Source organism: Lentzea sp. NPDC059081 (genome assembly GCF_042738015.1).
Lineage (GTDB): Bacteria > Actinomycetota > Actinomycetes > Mycobacteriales > Pseudonocardiaceae > Lentzea.
This window is the reverse complement of record NZ_JBHYGW010000046.1, coordinates 12,729-31,284: the sequence shown is the minus strand read 5'-3', so window position 1 is coordinate 31,284 and position 18,556 is coordinate 12,729. Positions and strand designations below refer to the sequence as shown.

Here is an 18,556-nt window from a genome sequence, read left to right as displayed (position 1 = left end):
CCGTGAACCTCAAGCCCGCCCTTGCCGTCGCTCTGATCGCACTGACAGCCATCTCCGGTTGCAGCCGCGCCGGAACCTCCGAGACTCCCGCCGCCGCCGAGTCCAAGGGCGCAGCCACCGAGGTCCGCCTCGGGTACTTCCCGAACATCACCCACGCCGCCGCGCTGATCGGTGTCGAGAAGGGCCTGTACGCCAAGGAGCTCGGCAACACCAAGCTCACGACGCAGACCTTCAACGCCGGCCCCGACGAGGTCAACGCCCTGCTGGGCGAGTCCCTCGACATCGCCTACATCGGTTCCGGCCCGGCGATCAACGCCTACTCGAAGTCGAAGGGCGAGGCCGTCCGCCTGATCTCCGGCGCGACGTCCGGTGGCGCTCAGCTCGTGGTGAAGCCCGAGATCAACTCGATCGAGGACCTCAAGGGCAAGGTCGTCGCCACGCCGCAGCTCGCGAACACGCAGGACGTGTCGCTGAAGAAGTACCTGGCGGAGAAGAACCTCACCGGCCAGGTCACCGTGCAGAACGTGGAGAACGCGCAGTCGCTCGACCTGTTCAAGAAGGGCGACATCCAGGCAGCGTGGGCGCCGCAGCCGTGGTCGGCGCGCATCGTCGCCGAGGGTGGCGGCAAGGTGCTGCTCGACGAGAAGACGCTGTGGGAGGGCGGGGCGTTCCCGACCACCGTCGTCATCGTGCGGACGAAGTTCCTGCAGGAGCACCCCGAGACCGTCGAGGCCGTGCTGAAGGGCCACGTCGCCGCGATCGACTGGGCGAAGTCGAACAAGGACGAGGCCAAGAAGGCGGCGAACGCCCACCTGGAGAAGCTCACGTCCAAGAAGCTCGGCGACAAGATCCTCGACGCCGCGTGGGACAACATCGAGCTGACCACCGACGCGCAGGCCAAGCACTTCCCGCAGCTCGCGAAGGACGCCGTGACGGCGGGCGTGGCCAAGGAGGCGGCGAACGTCGCCGGGTACGCCGACTTCACGCTGCTGAACAAGGTTCTCCAGGCACAGGGCAAGCCGCAGGTGCAAGCAGCCGGACTGGACAAGAAGTAACTCGCCGAGGGGACATGGACATGACCGCCACGCTCGAGACCACTTTTCAGTCCACTGTGGATACTGCCGTCGAACTGGCCGGAGTCCGCAAGGTGTTCGGCCACGGCAGCTCGGCCGTGGTGGCGCTCGACGGCGTCGACCTCAAGGTCAAGCCGGGAGAGTTCGTCTGTCTCCTCGGTGCCTCCGGCTGCGGCAAGAGCACGCTGCTCAACATCGTCGCGGGCCTGGACGGCGCGACAGCGGGCTCGTTGCAGATCAACACCTCACGCCCGGCCGTGATGTTCCAGGAGCCCGCCCTGATGCCGTGGCTCACGGCGGCGCGCAACGTCGAACTGGCGTTGCGCTTCGCCGGCGTGGGCCGCCTGGCCCGCAAGCGCCGCGCATTGGAACTGCTCGAGCTGGTGCGGCTGGGCGACGTCGCGGACAAGCGTCCGCACGAGCTGTCCGGTGGCATGCGCCAGCGCGTGGCACTGGCCCGCGCGCTGGCGTCCACCACCGTCTCCGCGGACGGCGCCCCGGCGCTGCTGCTGATGGACGAGCCCTTCGCCGCGCTGGACGCCATCACGCGGGACGTGCTGCAGAGCGAGCTGCTGCGCGTGTGGGAGACCACCAACACCGCGATCCTCTTCGTGACGCACGACGTCCGTGAGGCCGTGCGCCTCGGCCAGCGCGTCGTGCTGCTGTCCTCGCGTCCCGGCCGTGTGGTGCGCGAGTGGGACGTGACGGACTCGTCCGACACCGTCCTCGACGAGATCAACACACATCTGCGAGAGGTCATCAGTGGCCACGCCTCCTGACACGCTCGACAAGGTCGGCGCCGGCCTCGACGCCCTCGACGTGCCGGTGGAGGCGCACAAACCACCGGTCTGGCGCCGCTTCCTGAAGACGGGCGTGCCGCCGATCATCGCGTTCGCCCTGCTGCTGGGCCTGTGGCAGGCGATCTGGGCCTCGGCGATCCTGCCGGAGTTCCGCCTGCCCGCGCCGGTGAACGTGTGGAACGAGCTGGTCCGCTCGATCTCCACCGGCGAGGCGTTCGGCATCCTGTGGACCTCGTTGCACCGCGCGGTGTTCGGGTTCATCGCGGCGGTGCTGATCGCCACCCCGCTGGGCCTGCTGGTCGCCAAGGTGCGGGTGGTGCGCGCCGGCATCGGCTCGTTGCTGACGGGCCTGCAGTCGCTGCCGTCCGTCGCCTGGGTGCCTGCCGCGATCCTGTGGTTCGGCGTGACGCCGTCGACGATCTACTTCGTGGTGCTGATGGGTTCCGTGCCGTCGATCGCCAACGGCCTGGTGGCGGGCATCGACCAGATCCCGCCGCTGCTGCCGCGAGTCGGACGGGCCCTGGGCGCCGGTCGCCTGGCCTCGGCCCGGCACATCCTGCTGCCCGCCGCGCTGCCCGGTTACCTGGCCGGGCTGAAGCAGGGCTGGGCGTTCTCGTGGCGGTCGCTGATGGCCGCGGAGATCATCGCGACCTCGCCCCAGCTCGGCACCGGTCTGGGGCAGTACCTGCACAACGGGTCGTCGTTGAACGACATCAACATGGTGATCGCGGCGATCTTCCTGATCCTGCTGGTGGGCATCGGCATCGAGCTGCTGCTGTTCCGTCCCCTGGAACGCGCGGTACTCCGGGCCCGTGGACTGACGGGGGCGCTGTGATCCCGCTCATCGCCGTCGCGCACGGCAGTCGTGACCCCCGGTCGGCGGCTTCCGTGCACGCCTTGCTGTCCGTGGTTCGGTCTTTGCGGCCCGAGCTGGACGTGCGCGGCTGCTTCCTCGACCTGTGCGCGCCGCGGTTGAGCGATGTTCTGCGCGGCCCTTCGGTGGTAGTGCCCTTGTTGCTGGGCAAGGCTTATCACGCCCGTGTCGACGTGCCGGCCGCGGTGGCCGAGTCGCGGGTTCCGGCGGTCGTGACTCCGGTGCTCGGACCGGACTCGCGGCTGGAGTCGGCTGCGCTGCGACGGCTGTCCGAGGCCGGGGTGGATTTCGGCGACCGTTCGTTGGGCGTCGTCCTCGCCGGGGCCGGGTCCTCGCACGCTCCGGCGAACGAGGCGGTGGCGGCGGTGGCTCGGCGGTGGGCCGCGGAGTCCGGATGGGCCGGGGTGGAGGCGGCTTTCGCTTCCATCGCTTCGCCTTCCGTGCCGGAGGCTGTCGAGCGGTTGCGTGCCCGTGGGGCTTCGCGGATCGCTGTCGCTTCTTGGTTCTTGGCGCCGGGGTTGTTGCCGGACAAGGTCGCCTCGCTGGCTCCTGGTGCGCTGGTGGCTCAGCCGTTGGGGGACGACGTCGAGGTCGCTCAGCTGGTGCTGGACCGGTACGACGAAGCGGTGGCCCGGCAGGTGGTGGCGGCCTGAGCCGTTCAGCGGCCGGGTTTCGCGTTCATCGGTCTGGGTTCGCGTTCATCGTCACCGGAACAGGAATTGTCGGGGCTGCCTGGGATCCTGTTTGGATGCACATGTTCGTCGACGAGTCGGAGCGGGGCGGCTACCTCATGGCAGCCGTCCTGGTGACCCCGAACGCGCTGCACTCCACGCGTGCGCTGATGCGAAGCCTGCTGCTCCCCGGTTCCCGGCGTGTGCACTTCAAGACCGAGAAGCCCACGCGGCGCAGGCTGGTCGCCGACAGGCTGGCTTGTTGCGACTTCGCGGCGCACATCTACACCGGTCGCGGGAAGAGCGAGCGGGTCCGCTCGAAACTCCTGCCGTTGCTGGTCGAGGACGCCATCGGCCTCGGCGTCTCCCGGCTCGTGCTCGACTCACGCGATCCCGTCGCGAACGGCCGCGACCGCCTCCTGATCGGTACCCGGACCAAGGCACACGACGCCGGGCTGGTGTACGAGCACATCCACTCCTCGGCCGAGCCCGCCCTGTGGATCAGCGACGCGGTCGCCTGGTGCCACGGCGCCGGCGGTGACTGGAAGAGGCGGATCGCCCCGGTCGTCGGCAGCGTGATCGACCTGGGTCAGGTCTGAGAAGCGCGAAGCCCAGGCAGCGACCGTCCGGACGCGCACCTGGGCTCACTTCCTCCACCTAGCGGCAGAGGCTCTGGGCACAGCCTAGCACATTTGATCCCAACCGCTGCACCCCGCCACGTCAGGTCGTCGTCTGCCCCTTCTGCGACGACAGGTACCCGACGACCGCCCACCCGATCCCCAGCACCGCTCCCCCGGCGATCGCCACCACGCTCAGCGCCTCCGACCCGGTGATCGCGAGCAGGGCGATCACCGCGCCGTAGACCATCGACAGCACCAGCAGCACCAAGCTGGACTTCCTCTTCGTCATGACCGAAAGCCTGGCGCGACAACGCACGAGCACGCATCGACGGACCGGTGGGTTCCCGGCTCAGCCGACCGGCTACTGGTGTTTTCGCGCCCGCAGCCCCACAGTGGCGGACGTGTCCTCCGATGACGCCTGGGACCGCACGAAGGTCGCCTGGCACGTGGCCTTCGCCGTGCTCGCGCTCGTCGGTGCGGTGCTGGTGCTCGCCCAGGACGAGCACCGGATACCGGCGCTGGCCCTGCTGACGGCTCTGTGCGGCTGGTACTGGCGTGTCGGGGCGCCGCTCGAACGAGATCAGCGCGGGGTGAGGTACCTGGCCGTCGCGATTCCGCTGGTGGTCTCGATGTTCGCGTTGGTGCCGACGTTGTCGGTGCTGTTCTTCGCGCTGTACCCGCACATCTGGTCGTTGCTGCCGCCGCGGCAGGCGATCTGGGCGACGGCGCTGACCTCGCTCTCGAGTGGAGGCGTCGTCCTCGTCGCCGGCGGCACGGCGGCGATCGACATGGCCGGGATCATCGTGCTCGGGGTGTTGCCCGCGGTGATGCTGGGGCTGTGGATCGCGCGGATCATCGAGCAGAGCCGGCAACGCGCGGAGCTGGCCGACGTCAGTCACGAGGCGGGTGTGCTCACCGAACGCGAACGGCTCGCGCGCGACCTGCACGACACGCTCGCCCAAGGCGCCACGTCGGTCCTGCTCCTCATCAGAGCCGCGCGGACGGCCACCGATCCGGCGAAGCGCGACCAGCACCTGGCGCTCGCCGAGCAGACCACGAGCGAGAACCTCGCCGAGATCCGCGCCCTCGTCGCCGCCCTCACGCCCGTCGCGCTGAACGGGTCCTCCCTGCCTGCCGCGCTCGAACGACTGACGGATCGCATCGGCCACGAGCTGAACCTCCGCGCCACGACGACCATCGAAGGCGACTACCGTCCATTGCCGCCTGACAGCGAGGTCACGTTGTTGCGCGTCACCCAAGAAGCGTTGGCGAACGTCCGCAAGCACGCCAACGCCAGAACGGTGACCGTCACGCTCGACTACGCGAACCCCGTCGAACTCAGGATCGTCGACGACGGGCGGGGCTTCGGGCCCGATACGCCGAGCGGCTACGGCCTCGACGGGCTGAAGGACCGCGTGCGCAACGCCGGCGGTGAGTTCGAGATCCGTTCTGCGCCAGGAGAAGGAGTCCACGTGCACGTCAGGCTGTCGCAGTGATCCGCGTGCTGCTGACCGACGACCACCCGGTGGTCCGGTTCGGACTGCGCACGATCCTTGAGGCGCAAGAAGATCTGACTGTGGTCGGCGAGTGCGGCAGCGGCGAGGAGGCGATCGAGCTCGCCACGAGTCTCACCCCCGACGTCGTGCTGATGGACCTCAAGATGCCCGGAATGGACGGCGCCACCGCGACCGCCGAGATCATCACAAGAACCCCGAGCCGTGTCGTCGTGCTCACCACCTTCGACACCGACGGCGACATACTCCGGGCGATCGAGGCCGGCGCCACGGCCTACCTGCTCAAGGACGCGCCGAGCGACGAGCTGGTCGAGGCCGTCCGCGCCGCCGCACGCGGAGAGACCGTCCTGGCCTCCCCGGTGGCGACCAAGCTCGTCAGCGCCGTGCAACGACCAGGGCTGAGCGCCAGGGAGGCCGAGGTGCTCGGGTTCGTGGCGCGCGGCCTGTCCAACATCGCGATCAGCCACGAGCTCAACGTCAGCGAGGCGACCGTCAAGAGCCACCTGCTGCACGTGTTCGCCAAGCTCGACGTCAACGACCGGACCGCCGCCGTGACCGTGGCCCTGCGCCGCGGCTGGTTGCCACAGCTCCCTTGACCCACCACTCGGCGGCGAGGTTCACCGAACCGCCCCGGCACGGGATCGACGCGTGGTACCAACTGCACGACGACACCGGGGGCAACGTGCACGACGATCACTTCTCGCGCCGCAGACGCCGTTACGGCGGCCGTCCCCTGACCGGGGCGCCATTGTGGATCAAGGTCGTGGTGTGGGTGGGCACCCTGCTCGCGATCGCGGGTTTCGGAGTGCTCGGGTTCGACTTCCTGACGGCGCTGGAAACGCCGAGTCCGCCCATGCCCGCCTTCCCGGGCGCCGACAGGCAGTTCACACCGCCCAGCCCGGCAGGTCCGCACCTCGGGCTCGGCTTCGGTCTCTTCTTCGCGGGTTTCGTGCTGTCCGCGATCGGCACGCTGGCCAACAACACCCGGCGCTGAACCGCGGGCGCCACTTCCGACCACCGCCGCAAGATCGAGTCCGCGCGTCCGTTCGGGCGATGTGAACTGTGAACCGTTGACGTGAAACCTACTCATGAGTAGTCAGGTGACTACGCCGCGTGCTGGAAGTGTCCCTCGTCCACTCAACGGGGAGAGGCCATGAAGCTAGCCGGAATCGGGTCCCTGCTACTGGTACCGATGCTGATGTTCGCCTCCAACGCGTCAGCAGCCGCACCGCAGACCATCACCTACAAGCTCCGCGCGAGCGCCGTCGGGCAGACGACGGACTTCACGCTCGACCAGGGCGTCGACGCGTCGGCACCCGCGAGCGTCGCGGCCGGTGGCGCCGTCGCGGTCACCATCGACCCCGCGCCCAACACCATCCCGTCCGAGGCGGGCGGCCGACAGGTCCGGGAGATCAAGGGCCTCGCGCTCAAGCTGCCGGTGCCCGCGAACTCGACGTTCAGGTCCGCGAGCCTCGCCGGTGGCGCCGGACTCGGTGGCACGCCGACGATCGCGCTGTCCGGCACCGACGTCGTGCTGAGCGTGCCCGGTCCGATCAAGGGCGGCGCGAGCTTCGAGCTGCCGACCGTCACGATCAACCTCACGGCGGGCGCCAGCGGCTCGATCACCACGAAGCTGGGCGGCACGAGCTACGACGCGCCCGGCCTCACCTTCACCGCCGTGGTCACCGTCATCGGCATCCCGATCAACGCCGCCGCGAAGGGCTACCCGGACCCGAACCCCGTCCTGACGACCACGACCATCGGCTGACTGCTGCCCCACCCCCTGCCGGGCACCAGTCGGTAGCCGCGGTCGTCGTGGCGAGCGTCGTGCGCAGGTCTTCCAGCAAGACCTGCGCACTGCCACTCGCACGGGGCCGCCTCAGTTCCGGACTCTCGCCACCAGCTCTCCGAACGCCTTGGCCGTGTCCACGCGGTTGAACTCGTACCAGGCCCGCAGGGTCCGCGGCGAGTACGCTTCGCGGAACCGGCGTGCCAACGCCCCGAAGGCCGCGAGCGAGCCGCCGGCCCAGCCGTCGCCACCCGGCAGCACCAGCATCACCGCGTCGTCGCAGGCTGTCACAGCTAAGGTCAGCGACATGGCAGACGAGCTGGTCCACTACGAGGTGCAGCGTGGCATCGCGACGATCACGCTGGACTCCCCCCACAACCGCAACGCGCTGTCGTCGCAGCTGCGCCGGGAGCTCCGCGAGCACCTGACGAACGCCGCGAAGGACGACCAGGTGCGCGTGGTCGTGCTGACCCACACGGGCACCGTGTTCTGCTCCGGCATGGACCTCAAGGAGGCCGCCGGCGCGAGCGCGGGAGACCAGGGCGTCAACGAGTTCCCCGCGATCCTCGAACAGCTGTGGACCAGCCCGAAGCCGGTCGTCGCGGCGCTCAAGGGCCCGGCTCGCGCGGGTGGCGTCGGCATCGTCGCGGCCTGCGACATCGCCGTGGCCGCCAACGAGGCGACGTTCGCGTTCAGCGAGGTCAGGATCGGCGTGGTGCCGGCGGTCATCTCGGTGACCGTGCTGCCGCGGCTGCTTCCCCGCCAGGCGCACGAGCTGTTCCTCACCGGCGAGGCGTTCGACGCGCCGCGCGCCGTGCAGGTCGGCCTGCTCAACTCGGCCGTGCCGGTCGACGGGGTCGACGCCGAGGTGCGCCGCTACACGGACATGCTCGCGCTGGGTGCCCCGAACGCCCTCGCGGCCACCAAGGAGATGCTCCAGCAGGAACGGTCCACGAACCTCGGCGAGGTCTTCGCGGACATGCTCAAGCTGTCGGCGCGGCACTTCGGCGGCCCCGAGGGCCAGGAGGGCATCACGGCGTTCCGGGAGAAGCGCAAGCCGTCCTGGGTGCCCGCCGAGGACTGAGAGCTAGAACCAGCCCGTGCACTCGATCACGCCCTGCGACGACCCGCAGGCGCGCATGATCCGGCCGTCGTTCTTGAACGCCTCGGTGAACTTCGCGGAGCCGGAGTCGATCCTGGTGTACCCGAGGAACCCCTCGTGCCCGTCGCCCGAGGGGTCCTTGCGGTCGGTCCAGATCTCCTCGCCGGGCGTGCCGGCCGAGATGCGGCCCCACGCGCACTTGGACTCGTTCGACGCGCGCAGCTCGACGACACGACCGCTCTGCATCGTCACCGGGTTGTCGCCGTCCGCGGTGTCGAACGGCGTGAAGGCGCGTTCCCGCGAACAGTCCGGGTCACCGGCGAAGGAAACGGCCGGGCAGAAGACACTCGCAGCGGCGACGACGCTGAGCGCGTAGCCCAGCCGGCGGAATCGCGTTCCCATGGGGCAGCACTGTCCACTCCGGACGGCGATTCCGCAGCCCGAGTCACCTTTCCGTGCGAACCACGCGCAGTGTCCGTTCACCTGATCCGGCGGTCGACCGGACGGCGTCGCGCAGGACCTCCGCGACGGACGGGTCCAGGTCCGCGGGCACGACCAGCACGTACTCCCCCTCGGGCAGCCACGAGAGGTCGGTCAGGCTGTCGTGCAGCGCGTCGAGGTTCTGCCCGAACCAGGAGGGGAAGTCGAGGGCTTTCGCGATGGCCGCGATCGCCGCCTTCTTCTCCGAAACGAGAATGTGTCGTTTCATTTCTTCACGTCCACGACGACGAACGACGAATAGTGGTCGCCGGTGTAGAAGACTTCCTTCTCCGACCCGGTGACGAGCCGCCGCGCGCCGCGGTCGGGGCTGCCGGGCGTCGGCACGGTGTACTCCTTGTAGTACCCGGACTTCTGCTGCGGCAGCCGCTTCTCGCGGTTCTCGAACGTCACGCCGTCGTTGCGCGGGTACGGGAACGGCCCGTTCGCCTCGACCAGCTTCCACGTCCTCGCGGCCTCGGCGGGCAGCTTCGTCAGCGCTTGGACGTCCAGGCCCGACTTCGCACCGGGCACCTCACCGGCAGCGGCACTGGTGGCCGACGGCCGGGTGGACGACGACGGGGTGGGTGAGGGCGGTGCCGACGAGGTGTTGTCCTTGACGAACCACCCGATGACGACAAGGGCTACGAGCCCGACCAGTGCGACGGTCAGGCGACGACCAGGACTCACGCGGCGACCTTCTCCGGTTCGGGCTCTGGCTCGGCGTCGGGCACCGAGGCCGGGTTCTTCGCACCCCAGTCGGCCACGCGGTCGATCAGCCGCGCCACGCCCAGGCAGAGCGGCAACACCACGATCATCACGACGGGGAACTGCACGGCGACGGGCAGCTGCACGACCCACAGCTCGACGCCGTCCCACCACTGCACCAGCCAGTCCACCCGCCCGACTCTAGTCTCGTGACCCGTGTCACGGCATTTGGCCACGATCCAGATGGGTATGTTGCCCAGCATGTTCGCCGTTTACGCAGCAGAACCCAGTCCCGAGAACCCGCTGGCCTCGCTCCGCGTCGGCGAGCGCCCCGAGCCAGAGGTGCCCGCAGGGTGGGTGCGCGTCGGGGTGCGGGCGGCCAGCCTCAACATGCACGACCTGTGGACGTTGCGCGGCGTCGGCATCAAGCCCGAGCAGTTCCCGATGATCCTGGGCTGCGACGGCGCGGGTGTCCTCGACGACGGCACCGAGGTGGTGCTGCACTCCGTCATCGGCGACCCCGGCTGGGACGGCGACGAGACGCTCGACCCCAAACGCACGCTGCTCACCGAGAAGCACCAGGGCACGTTCGCCGACCACGTGGTCGTCCCCGCCCGCAACGCGCTGCCGAAGCCGGAGGGTCTGTCGTTCGCGGAGGCCGCGTGCATGGGCACGGCGTGGCTGACGGCCTACCGGATGCTGTTCGTGAAGTCGGGCCTGCGCCCCGGCCAGACGATGCTCGTGCAGGGCGCGTCGGGCGGTGTGTCGACCGCGTTGATACAGCTGGGCCGCGCCGCCGGGTTCCGCGTCTGGGTCACGGGCCGCAGCGAGGAGAAGCGCGCGCTGGCCGAGTCGCTGGGCGCGCACGCGACCTTCGAGTCGGGCGCGCGGCTGCCGGAACGGGTCGACGCGGTGTTCGAGACCGTCGGCAAGGCCACCTGGTCGCACTCGATGAAGGCGCTGAAGCCGGGCGGCATCGTCGTGATCTCCGGCGCGACGTCCGGTGACGCGTCCGCGGCCGAGCTGCAGCGGCTCTTCTTCCTGCAGCTGCGGGTCGTCGGCTCGACCATGGGCACGCGCGAGGAGCTGGGCGACCTGCTGCGGTTCTGCGCTCTCAACGAGCTCAAGCCGCAGATCGGCGCGGAGCTGAAGTTCGAGGACGCCGAGCAGGGGCTGAAGTCCATGCTCGACGGCGAGACCGCCGGCAAGATCGTCTTCACGCGCTCCTGAACGGGACGAAACGCCCTGCCGGTCAGCGGGCGCGGTCGAACCGCGTGACAGTGATCCCATGACTACGCAGGGCGTTTTCCGGCGCAAGCCCATCGACCAGATCGCCGAGGACACCGGCGACGGGCTCACCAGAACGCTGGGCCTCTGGCAGCTCACCGCGATCGGCATCGGCGGCATCATCGGCGCCGGCATCTTCTCGCTCGCCGGCGCCGTCGCGAACAAGACGGCGGGCCCGGCCGTGCTCATCTCGTTCCTGGTGGCCGGCATCGCGAGCGCGGCGGCGGCGTTCTCGTACGCCGAGTTCGCGGGCCTGATCCCCAAGGCGGGCAGCGCCTACACCTACGGCTACGCGGTGCTGGGCGAGATCGTCGGCTGGTTCATCGGCTGGGACCTGCTGCTCGAGTACACCGCGATCGTGGCGGTGGTGGCGATCGGCATCTCCGGCTACTTCACGGAACTCCTGTCGCTGCTCGACATCCATCTGCCGCAGTGGATGCTGGGCGCACCGGGCACGGAAACCGGTGACGTCGCCGCGGGCTCGTACAAGGTGAACCTGTTCGCCGTGCTGCTGTGCCTGCTGATCGCGTACGTGCTGAACACGGGCATGAAGAACGCGGCCCGGTTCGAGACCACGCTGGTGTACCTGAAGATCGCGGTCGTCGCGCTGGTCATCATCGTCGGCGCGTTCCACATCGACACCGACAACTACAACCCGTTCTTCCCGTTCGGCATCTCGGGTGCCCTCACGGGTGCGGCGACGGTGTTCTTCGCGGTGTTCGGCTACGACGCCATGTCGACGGCGGCCGAGGAGTCGAAGGACTCCCAGAAGCACATGCCGAAGGCCATCATCTACTCGCTCGCCGTGTCGATGGTCCTGTACGTGCTGGCCTGTCTCGTGCTCACCGGAATGGTGAACTACTCCGACGTCGACGCGGAGTCCGCCTTCGCCACGGCGTTCGCCGACATCGGCCTGCCCGCGCTCGGCATCGTCATCAGCGTCGGCGCCATCCTCGGCATCACGACGGTGCTCTTCACGTTCCTGCTGGGCGCGGCCCGCGTCGGCTACTCGATGAGCCGCGACGGGCTGCTGCCGCCGTGGTTCGCGAAGACGCACCCGGTGAAGCACGTCCCGTCGCGCATCACCTGGGTGCTGGGCATCGCCTCCGCCGCCATCGCCGGGTTCCTGCCGATCGCCGAGGCCGCCGAGCTGACGAACATCGGCATCCTGCTCGCGTTCGTCGTCGTCTGCGTCGCCGTGATCGTGTTGCGCTACAAGCAGCCCGACCTGCCGCGCACGTTCAGGACGCCCGGCATGCCCGTCGTGCCGGTGCTCGGTGTGATCTTCTCGGTCTGGCTGATCACGTTCCTGACCCCGGAGACCTGGCTGCGGTTCGCGGTCTGGTTCGTGATCGGCCTCGTCATCTACTTCACCTACTCGCGCAAGCACTCCGTCATGGCGCGACAGACCAGGCCGTGACGATCTGGTCGAGGGTGGAGAGCGGCACCGCGCCGCTCCCCACCACCAGGTCGTGGAACGCGCGGACGTCGAACCTCTCGCCCATCCGCTCCTGCGCCTCCGCCCGCACGCGCTGGATCTCCAGGCGCCCCACCATGTACGCGAGCGCCTGACCCGGCGTCTCGATGTACCGGTCGATCTCGGAGTGGATCTCGGGCTCGGTCATGACGGTGTTGTCGCGCAGGTAGTCGACGGCCTGCTGGCGCGACCAGCCGAACGCGTGCAGGCCGGTGTCGACGACGAGCCTGCTGGCGCGCATCGCGTCGAGACCGAGCATGCCGAGGCGTTGCTCGTCCGACGAGTACAGGCCCATCTCGTCCGCGAGGCGCTCGGTGTAGAGGCCCCAGCCCTCCAGGTACGCCTCGATGAACGCGTACTTGCGCAGGGTGGGCAGCTCGGTCTCGCCGGCGATCGAGAACTGGTAGTGGTGGCCGGGAACCGCCTCGTGGAACGCCGTCACCTCGGACAGCGTGCGGCTGCGTTCGGTGGCGCCCAACGGGTTCAGCCAGTACGTGCCCGGCCTGCTGCGGTCGGCGGGCGCGGGCTGGTAGAACGCGATGGCCGACGTCGACCGCTCCTCCTCCGGCACGGCGAGCACCTGGCAGGCGACGGACGGCATGCGCCCGAACCACTTCGGCGCCTCGGCCTCCGCCCGCGCGATCGCGTCGACGGCGCTGGCGATCATCTGCTCCTCGTCGTCCCACAACAGGTCCGTGCGCAGCCGGTGGAAGATCTCCGCGACGTCGGAGGTGCCCCACAACCGCGAGCCGATCCCGGCGTACTCCTCGCGCAGCGACGCGATGATGTCGAGCCCGAGGCGGTGCAGCTCGTCGGGCGTGCGGGAGGTCGTGGTGTAGTTGCGGACCAGGTTCGCGTAGTTCCGCTCCCCGTCCGGCAGCCAGCACAGACCGGCCTGGTCGTCGCCGCGGCCGTCCTCGACCGACGCCAGCACGTCGCGGAACCCGGCGACGGCGGCCCGGATCTCGGCCGAGTGCCCGCCCTCCCACTCCTGCTCCGGCTGGGCCAGGAAGCCGTCCATGCGCTGCACACCGGTCGCGAGGTGGCGGCTCAGCGGCCTGCGGTCGGACTGGCGGACCCGCTCGCCCGCCTGCGCGATGTAGCGCGGGAACTGGCCGAGTCGCTGCGACACGTCCACCTTCGACGACAGCAGGAGCAGGCTGTTCACCGGCGCGCTCATGGTCGCGACGGTGTGCTCGACCAGCTTCGCGTCGATCCGGTCGACGACCGCCCTGCCCTGCTGGCGGATCACCGCGAGCGTCACCGGGTCCTCGGAGTCGTCCGTCTCCGCCCGGTCCAGGAGGCCGGCGATGCGGTCCCTGGCCGTCCGCTGGCCCTCGACGGTGAGGTCCCCGAGCTCGTTCTCCCAGCCGGGGATGCCCAGCATCGCGGCGTTCAGCGGCGACGAGTCCATCAGCGCCTGGAACATGTCGTCAGCGAGTGACATTCAGATCCTTCCCGACCAAGCCGTGACCAGATTCCCGAGCGTGGACAACGGCACGGCACCGTTCTCCAGCACCAGGTCGTGGAACTCCCTGATGTCGAACCGCTCGCCCAGCGCCGACCTGGCCTCGGCGCGCAGCCGCAGGATCTCCAGGCGCCCCACCATGTACGCGAGCGCCTGACCCGGCGCCTCGACGTACCGGTCGACCTCGGAGTGGATCTCCGAACCGGGCATGACGGTGTTCTCGCGCAGGTAGTCGACCGCCTGCCGGCGCGACCAGCCGAACGCGTGCAGGCCGGTGTCGACGACGAGCCGTCCCGCGCGCATCGCGTCGAGGCCCAGCATGCCGAGCCGCGCCTCGTCGGAGGAGTACAGGCCCATCTCGTCGGCCAGGCGTTCGGTGTAGAGGCCCCAGCCCTCGAGGTAGGCGTCGATGAACGCGAACTTCCGCACGTTCGACAGCTCGGTCTCGGCGGCGATCGACAGCTGGAAGTGGTGGCCGGGCACGGCCTCGTGGAACGCCACCACCTCGGACAGCGTGCGGCTGCGTTCGGTGGCGCCCAACGGGTTCAGCCAGTAGATGCCGGGACGCGACCCGTCCATCGCCGCGTCGGTGTAGTAGGCGAGCGGCGCGGTCTCGCGGTCGATCTCGGGCACCAGCCGCACCTCGCACAGCGCCTGCGGCAGCCGTCCGAACCACTTCGGCGCCTGCGCGTCGGCCCGCGCCATCGCCTCGACCGCGCTGGTGAGCATGTCGTTCTCGGTGGCCCACAACAGATCCGTGCGCAGCCGCCGGAAGATCTCGGCGACGTCGGAGGTGCCCCAGACGCGCGAGCCGATCTCCGCGTACTCCTCGCGCAACGACGCGATCAGGTCGAGTCCCAGCTGGTGCAGCTCGGCCGGGGTGTAGGAGGTGGTGGTGTAGTCGCGGACCAGGTTCGCGTAGTTCCGCTCCCCCTCCGGCAGCCAGCACAGCCCGGCGTGCTCGTCGTCACGCCCGTCGAGCGACAGCAGGAGAGCGCGGAACTCGGCGAACTCGCCGCGCACGTCGAGCTCTCCCTCCCACTCCTGCCGCGGGGAGTCGAGGAACCGCGCGATGTGCGCCGCGCCGTTCTCCGCGTGCCGGCGCAACGGCCTGCGGTCGGTGTCGCGCAACCGCTTGCCCGCCTGCCTGACCAGCCTCGGCACCAGGTGCCGCCGCTGCGAGAAGTCGATCTGCGAGGTCATCGAGAGCAGGTTCGCGACCGGCGCCCGCATCGCCGTGGCGACGGTGTGCTCGACGAGCCTGGCGTCGATCTCCGTGATGATCGAGGTGGCCTGGTGCCGGATCACGTCCCGCGCGACCTGGTCCTCGTCGCTCTCCCCGACCCGGTCGAGGATGCCGGTGAGTCTGGCCCGCATCTCCTGCCGGCCGTCGGCGCTGAGGTCGGGCAGCCGGTCGTCCCAGCCGGGAACACCGACGAGCGTGGCGAACATCGGGTTCCAGTCCATCATCGCCTGGAACATCTCATCCGAGAGCGAGGTCACGCTCTCCTTCTTAGCGGCGCCCGAAGCGCTCGGCCAGGGATTCGACCACCTCGCCGAGCTCAGCGCCGATCCGCCGCACGACCTCGCCCGCCGGTTCGGCGGTCGCGAGCGCGTACGTGGTGCCCGCCCACAACGACATGACCTCGAGCTCACCGGTCGCGCGCACCGGCCGCGTCAGGTGGTGCACGTTCGGGTACGCGGCGGGGGCGTGCGCGCTGTTCTCGATCAGGAACCGGTTCACCAGCCCGCGGGCGGGTCTGCCGCTGAACGCCCGCGTGAGGGCCGTGCGCCGGCCACCGTCGGCGAGCGCCTCCCGTTGCGCCGCAGCGGTTCCGGCCTCCGGACAGCTCAGGAATGCGGTGCCGAGCTGCGCCGCGCTCGCACCCGCGGCCAGGACGGCGGCGACGTCGGCACCGGTGACGAGACCGCCGGTCGCGATCACCGGCAGGCCGACGGTGGCCTGCACGAGCCGGATGGCCGCGAGGGTCCCGTACAGCTCACCACCGCCGGGCGAGATGCCGTCGTCGGTGAACGTGCCGCGGTGGCCACCGGCGTCCGCGCCCTGCACGCACAGGACGTCCGCGCCGATCTGCTGGGCCTGCCGCGCCTCGCTCGGCGTGGTGACCGTCACGACGATCGTGGAGCCCGCCGCGCGCAGCCGCCGCACGTCGTCGTGGTCGGGCAGGCCGAAGGTGAACGACACCACCGGGACCCGCAGCGCCAGCACCAGTTCGAGCTTGGCGGCGTAGTTGTCGTCGTCCCAGCGCGGCTCACCCGGCACGGCGCCGACCTTGTCCGCGTACGCCGTGACCCGCTGGACGTAGGACGAGATGTCCGCCGTGGACCGCGTGCCGGGGACGAACAGGTTGACCCCGAACGGTGCGTCCGTGAGCTCGGTGGTGCGGGTGATCTTCTCCGCGAGCTGCTCGACGGTGAGGTAACCGGCCGCGAGGAACCCGAACCCACCGGCTTCGCTCACCGCGGCGACCAGCTCGGGGGTGGAGGCGCCACCTGCCATGGGCGCGGCGATCACGGGCACGGCCAGCGTGGGGAACATGTGCACAACCTAGTTGGACAGGGCAAGGGATGCCCGGCGAAGCCGTTGTGTCGTTGACGACGCAACGGCTACTCCGAACGGACGTCGGTGTCACGTCCATTGTGGACGTGACACCGACGGGTTTCCATCATCTAGGGCAGGGAGTCCAGATGAGGGGCAACGGTGTTCGCGAACTGCCAGTTGTTCGAGGCGTCCCAGTTGATCGACCACGTCATGGCGCCGCGGATGGACGGCCAGGTCGTGCTCGGCTTGAACGTCCCGCAGTTGGTGCCGCGGGCGAGACAGCTGAGCGCGTTGTTGACGTTGGACGGCGACTGGTACCCGCCACCGGCACCGGACGGCGACGCGGGCAGGCCGAGCCCCACCTGGTCGGCGCGCAGGCCGCTCTGCAGCTGGATGCACGCGAGCGCGGTCAGGAAGTTGACCGTGCCCTGGCTGTAGACCTGCTGGTCGCAGCCGAGCATCGAACCGGAGTTGTAGTACTGCATGTTGACGATCGTCAGGATGTCCTTGGTGGCCAGCGCGAGCTTGAAGTACTCGGCGTTGACGTTCTGCATGTCGATCGTCTGCGGCGCCATGGTGATGACCTTGCCGCCGCCGTTGTAGATGTCGCGCAGGGCCTGACCCATGTACTGGGCGTTGACGCCGTTCTCCAGGTCGATGTCGACGCCGTTGAAGCCGTAGGTGGAGATCAGCGACTTCACGCTGTTGGCGAAGTTCGTCGCCGCCGTGGAGTTGGAGACGCTGATCGTGCCCTTCTCACCGCCGACGGAGATGATCACCTTCTGGCCGCGGTTCTGCACGGTCTTGACGTCCGCCCGGAACTGCGCGTCGGTGTAGCCGCCGAGCTGGCTGCTCAGGCCGGGGTCGAGGTTGAACGCCACCTGACCCTGCGTGGCCGTCGCGTCGGCGAACGAGACCGCGATGATGTCGTAGGTGGTGGGGACGTCCGACAGGCGCAGAGCGCGCGCACCGTTGTAGAAGTTCTGCCAGTAGCCCGTCAGAACGTGCTTGGGCAGACCGGTGTTCGGCGGGTTGCTGGTCGTGGTGGTGGTCGTCGTGGTCGTAGTAGTGGTGGTGGTCGACGTCGTCGTGGTCGTGCTGGTCGGCGGGGTGCCGGGGCCGTCGAGGCTGAAGTCGTCGGCGAAGTAGGTGGGCTGGCCGTACCAGCCGTGCACGTAGATCGTGACGCTGGTGGCGCTGCCGGAGTTGAAGTCGACGGCGAGCTGGCTGAAGCCGCTCGTGCCGGGCGTCCAGGTGTTCTTCTCCACGCCGCCGGTGACGCCGAGGTAGACGTAGCTGCCCTGCACGTACGCGCTGAGCTTGTAGGCGGTGTTCGGCTGCACGCTCACGGTCTGCTGACAGCGCGCGTTGCTCTGCCCGACCGGCGCACCCTGCAACGCGTACGAGCCGGTGCGCTTGGTGGCGTTGGTGACGCTCGTGCCCTCGGTGCAGGTCCACCCGCTGAGGTTGCCGGCCTCGAAGCCGCTGTTGGCCGCGAGGTTGGCGGCGGCGGCACTGCCGTTGATCACCAGCACCAGACCGGCACAGGCGACCAGCGCGGACAGCAGCGCTATCGCTGCACGTCTGGTTTTGGACATGGTCCACCTCCACACACTCATGCGGCGACCATGTTGTGAGTGGACTAAAAATGGACTAGACCACTACGCCGGGTCAAGTCCTGGATTAGCTTGATGTCCGTGTTCACCCTCGAAGACGCCATCGCGATCGCCACCGCCGCCCACGACGGCCAGCTGGACAAGTCCGGCCGGCCCTACATCGGCCATCCGTTGCGGGTCATGGCCTCCGTCTCCGGAGAGCACGAACAGATGGCCGCCGTGCTGCACGACGTCGTCGAGGACACCCCGGTGACCGCCGACGACCTCCTGGCCCGCGGCTGCCCCGCCGTCGTGGTGGACGCGGTCGTAGCCCTCTCACACCTCCCGGGCGAGCCGCAGGAGGACTACCTGCGTCGCGTGGCGGCGAACCCGTTGGCACTCAGCGTGAAACACGCGGACATCGCCGACAACCTCTCCCCCACGCGCATCGCCCGTCTCGACGAGGCGACGCAGGAGCGGCTCAAGGCCAAGTACGCGCGAGCCCTGAGGTTGCTCGACGAGTACGTGAGCTAACTCG

Annotated in this window: 23 protein-coding genes; 13 read left to right on the top strand and 10 right to left on the bottom strand. The window is 69.4% G+C overall.

What is annotated here, in order from left to right:
* Window positions 1–2: 2 nt before the first annotated feature.
* From ACFWV3_RS43685 to ACFWV3_RS43665, 5 genes are all read left to right on the top strand, one after another.
* A complete protein-coding gene (locus ACFWV3_RS43685) occupies window positions 3–1,055 on the top strand; it encodes an ABC transporter substrate-binding protein (protein WP_382419882.1) in 1,053 nt (350 codons plus the stop codon).
* Between the two features lie 20 nt (window positions 1,056–1,075).
* Window positions 1,076–1,852, top strand: a complete 777-nt coding sequence (locus tag ACFWV3_RS43680; protein WP_382419880.1) for an ABC transporter ATP-binding protein — start codon at window positions 1,076–1,078, stop codon at window positions 1,850–1,852.
* Entirely contained in the window at window positions 1,836–2,708 is an 873-nt protein-coding gene (locus tag ACFWV3_RS43675) for an ABC transporter permease (RefSeq protein WP_382419878.1), read from the top strand. The genes ACFWV3_RS43680 and ACFWV3_RS43675 overlap by 17 nt, the downstream gene beginning before the upstream one ends.
* A complete protein-coding gene (locus tag ACFWV3_RS43670; protein ID WP_382419876.1) occupies window positions 2,705–3,400 on the top strand; it encodes a sirohydrochlorin chelatase in 696 nt (231 codons plus the stop codon). The genes ACFWV3_RS43675 and ACFWV3_RS43670 overlap by 4 nt, the downstream gene beginning before the upstream one ends.
* Window positions 3,401–3,495: 95 nt before the next feature.
* Window positions 3,496–4,017 (top strand): hypothetical protein, encoded by a 522-nt coding sequence (locus ACFWV3_RS43665; RefSeq protein ID WP_382419874.1) that lies wholly within the window; start codon window positions 3,496–3,498, stop codon window positions 4,015–4,017.
* A gap of 121 nt (window positions 4,018–4,138) precedes the next feature.
* Here the strand turns inward: ACFWV3_RS43665 and ACFWV3_RS43660 are convergent, their stop codons facing one another.
* Complete coding sequence (locus ACFWV3_RS43660) at window positions 4,139–4,327, bottom strand: hypothetical protein (RefSeq protein ID WP_382419872.1); 189 nt, start codon at window positions 4,325–4,327, stop codon at window positions 4,139–4,141.
* Between the two features lie 112 nt (window positions 4,328–4,439).
* Between ACFWV3_RS43660 and ACFWV3_RS43655 the strand changes: the two genes are divergently transcribed.
* The 4 genes from ACFWV3_RS43655 (at window position 4,440) to ACFWV3_RS43640 (ending at window position 7,320) form a co-directional block, all read left to right on the top strand.
* Window positions 4,440–5,534 (top strand): sensor histidine kinase, encoded by a 1,095-nt coding sequence (locus ACFWV3_RS43655; RefSeq protein ID WP_382419870.1) that lies wholly within the window; start codon window positions 4,440–4,442, stop codon window positions 5,532–5,534.
* Complete coding sequence (locus ACFWV3_RS43650; RefSeq protein ID WP_382419868.1) at window positions 5,531–6,148, top strand: response regulator; 618 nt, start codon at window positions 5,531–5,533, stop codon at window positions 6,146–6,148. The genes ACFWV3_RS43655 and ACFWV3_RS43650 overlap by 4 nt, the downstream gene beginning before the upstream one ends.
* On the top strand, window positions 6,145–6,546 hold the full coding sequence (locus ACFWV3_RS43645; protein ID WP_382419867.1) for a hypothetical protein: 402 nt from the start codon (window positions 6,145–6,147) through the stop codon (window positions 6,544–6,546). Before ACFWV3_RS43650 ends, ACFWV3_RS43645 begins: the two co-directional genes overlap by 4 nt.
* A 159-nt stretch (window positions 6,547–6,705) precedes the next feature.
* A complete protein-coding gene (locus ACFWV3_RS43640) occupies window positions 6,706–7,320 on the top strand; it encodes a cyclase (RefSeq protein ID WP_382419866.1) in 615 nt (204 codons plus the stop codon).
* 111 nt (window positions 7,321–7,431) lie between these two features.
* On the opposite strand, the gene ACFWV3_RS43635 is transcribed toward ACFWV3_RS43640, so the two are convergent.
* Window positions 7,432–7,632 (bottom strand): hypothetical protein, encoded by a 201-nt coding sequence (locus ACFWV3_RS43635; RefSeq protein ID WP_382419865.1) that lies wholly within the window; start codon window positions 7,630–7,632, stop codon window positions 7,432–7,434.
* 16 nt (window positions 7,633–7,648) lie between these two features.
* Between ACFWV3_RS43635 and ACFWV3_RS43630 the strand changes: the two genes are divergently transcribed.
* Window positions 7,649–8,425, top strand: a complete 777-nt coding sequence (locus ACFWV3_RS43630) for an enoyl-CoA hydratase-related protein (RefSeq protein ID WP_382419864.1) — start codon at window positions 7,649–7,651, stop codon at window positions 8,423–8,425.
* A gap of 3 nt (window positions 8,426–8,428) precedes the next feature.
* Here ACFWV3_RS43630 and ACFWV3_RS43625 read toward each other — a convergent pair whose 3' ends face one another.
* The 4 genes from ACFWV3_RS43625 to ACFWV3_RS43610 are packed head-to-tail and all read right to left on the bottom strand — an operon-like array spanning window position 8,429 to window position 9,819.
* Window positions 8,429–8,845: a hypothetical protein gene (locus ACFWV3_RS43625; protein WP_382419863.1), complete on the bottom strand. Its 417-nt coding sequence runs from the start codon at window positions 8,843–8,845 to the stop codon at window positions 8,429–8,431.
* Window positions 8,846–8,888: 43 nt separating this feature from the next.
* The gene (locus ACFWV3_RS43620; RefSeq protein ID WP_382419862.1) at window positions 8,889–9,152 is read right to left on the bottom strand and encodes a barstar family protein; all 264 of its coding nucleotides are present in this window, start codon (window positions 9,150–9,152) and stop codon (window positions 8,889–8,891) included.
* Window positions 9,149–9,610, bottom strand: coding sequence for a ribonuclease domain-containing protein (locus ACFWV3_RS43615; protein ID WP_382419861.1), 462 nt, complete (start codon window positions 9,608–9,610; stop codon window positions 9,149–9,151). The genes ACFWV3_RS43620 and ACFWV3_RS43615 overlap by 4 nt, the downstream gene beginning before the upstream one ends.
* Window positions 9,607–9,819 carry a hypothetical protein gene (locus ACFWV3_RS43610; protein ID WP_382419860.1) on the bottom strand — a complete coding sequence of 71 codons (213 nt, stop codon included), beginning with the start codon at window positions 9,817–9,819 and terminating at the stop codon, window positions 9,607–9,609. The genes ACFWV3_RS43615 and ACFWV3_RS43610 overlap by 4 nt, the downstream gene beginning before the upstream one ends.
* A 70-nt stretch (window positions 9,820–9,889) precedes the next feature.
* Here ACFWV3_RS43610 and ACFWV3_RS43605 point away from each other — a divergent pair, with 70 nt between their 5' ends.
* Together ACFWV3_RS43605 and ACFWV3_RS43600 are read left to right on the top strand one after the other, a co-directional pair.
* Window positions 9,890–10,858 carry a zinc-binding dehydrogenase gene (locus ACFWV3_RS43605; protein ID WP_382419859.1) on the top strand — a complete coding sequence of 323 codons (969 nt, stop codon included), beginning with the start codon at window positions 9,890–9,892 and terminating at the stop codon, window positions 10,856–10,858.
* A gap of 58 nt (window positions 10,859–10,916) precedes the next feature.
* Complete coding sequence (locus ACFWV3_RS43600; RefSeq protein ID WP_382419858.1) at window positions 10,917–12,335, top strand: amino acid permease; 1,419 nt, start codon at window positions 10,917–10,919, stop codon at window positions 12,333–12,335.
* Here the strand turns inward: ACFWV3_RS43600 and ACFWV3_RS43595 are convergent.
* From ACFWV3_RS43595 to ACFWV3_RS43580, 4 genes are all read right to left on the bottom strand, one after another.
* Entirely contained in the window at window positions 12,310–13,839 is a 1,530-nt protein-coding gene (locus ACFWV3_RS43595; RefSeq protein ID WP_382419857.1) for a DUF885 domain-containing protein, read from the bottom strand. The two genes, ACFWV3_RS43600 and ACFWV3_RS43595, sit on opposite strands and share 26 nt — an antisense overlap.
* Complete coding sequence (locus tag ACFWV3_RS43590; protein WP_382419856.1) at window positions 13,840–15,363, bottom strand: DUF885 domain-containing protein; 1,524 nt, start codon at window positions 15,361–15,363, stop codon at window positions 13,840–13,842.
* Between the two features lie 10 nt (window positions 15,364–15,373).
* Entirely contained in the window at window positions 15,374–16,420 is a 1,047-nt protein-coding gene (locus ACFWV3_RS43585; protein WP_382419855.1) for an NAD(P)H-dependent flavin oxidoreductase, read from the bottom strand.
* 131 nt (window positions 16,421–16,551) lie between these two features.
* A complete protein-coding gene (locus ACFWV3_RS43580) occupies window positions 16,552–18,021 on the bottom strand; it encodes a chitinase (protein WP_382419854.1) in 1,470 nt (489 codons plus the stop codon).
* Between the two features lie 99 nt (window positions 18,022–18,120).
* On the opposite strand from ACFWV3_RS43580, the gene ACFWV3_RS43575 reads away from it, so the two are divergent.
* A complete protein-coding gene (locus ACFWV3_RS43575; protein ID WP_382419853.1) occupies window positions 18,121–18,552 on the top strand; it encodes a phosphohydrolase in 432 nt (143 codons plus the stop codon).
* Window positions 18,553–18,556: the final 4 nt, after the last annotated feature.

What these genes read in the sequence shown, in the direction of transcription:
- ACFWV3_RS43680 (WP_382419880.1), top strand. Translation starts at nt 1,076, where the DNA reads ATGACCGCCACGCTCGAGACCACTTTTCAGTCCACTGTGGATACTGCC.
- ACFWV3_RS43620 (WP_382419862.1), bottom strand. Translation starts at nt 9,152, where the DNA reads ATGAAACGACACATTCTCGTTTCGGAGAAGAAGGCGGCGATCGCGGCC.
- ACFWV3_RS43665 (WP_382419874.1), top strand. Translation starts at nt 3,496, where the DNA reads ATGCACATGTTCGTCGACGAGTCGGAGCGGGGCGGCTACCTCATGGCA.
- ACFWV3_RS43625 (WP_382419863.1), bottom strand. Translation starts at nt 8,845, where the DNA reads ATGGGAACGCGATTCCGCCGGCTGGGCTACGCGCTCAGCGTCGTCGCC.
- ACFWV3_RS43660 (WP_382419872.1), bottom strand. Translation starts at nt 4,327, where the DNA reads ATGACGAAGAGGAAGTCCAGCTTGGTGCTGCTGGTGCTGTCGATGGTC.
- ACFWV3_RS43595 (WP_382419857.1), bottom strand. Translation starts at nt 13,839, where the DNA reads ATGTCACTCGCTGACGACATGTTCCAGGCGCTGATGGACTCGTCGCCG.
- ACFWV3_RS43585 (WP_382419855.1), bottom strand. Translation starts at nt 16,420, where the DNA reads ATGTTCCCCACGCTGGCCGTGCCCGTGATCGCCGCGCCCATGGCAGGT.
- ACFWV3_RS43640 (WP_382419866.1), top strand. Translation starts at nt 6,706, where the DNA reads ATGAAGCTAGCCGGAATCGGGTCCCTGCTACTGGTACCGATGCTGATG.
- ACFWV3_RS43630 (WP_382419864.1), top strand. Translation starts at nt 7,649, where the DNA reads ATGGCAGACGAGCTGGTCCACTACGAGGTGCAGCGTGGCATCGCGACG.
- ACFWV3_RS43605 (WP_382419859.1), top strand. Translation starts at nt 9,890, where the DNA reads ATGTTCGCCGTTTACGCAGCAGAACCCAGTCCCGAGAACCCGCTGGCC.
- ACFWV3_RS43580 (WP_382419854.1), bottom strand. Translation starts at nt 18,021, where the DNA reads ATGTCCAAAACCAGACGTGCAGCGATAGCGCTGCTGTCCGCGCTGGTC.
- ACFWV3_RS43600 (WP_382419858.1), top strand. Translation starts at nt 10,917, where the DNA reads ATGACTACGCAGGGCGTTTTCCGGCGCAAGCCCATCGACCAGATCGCC.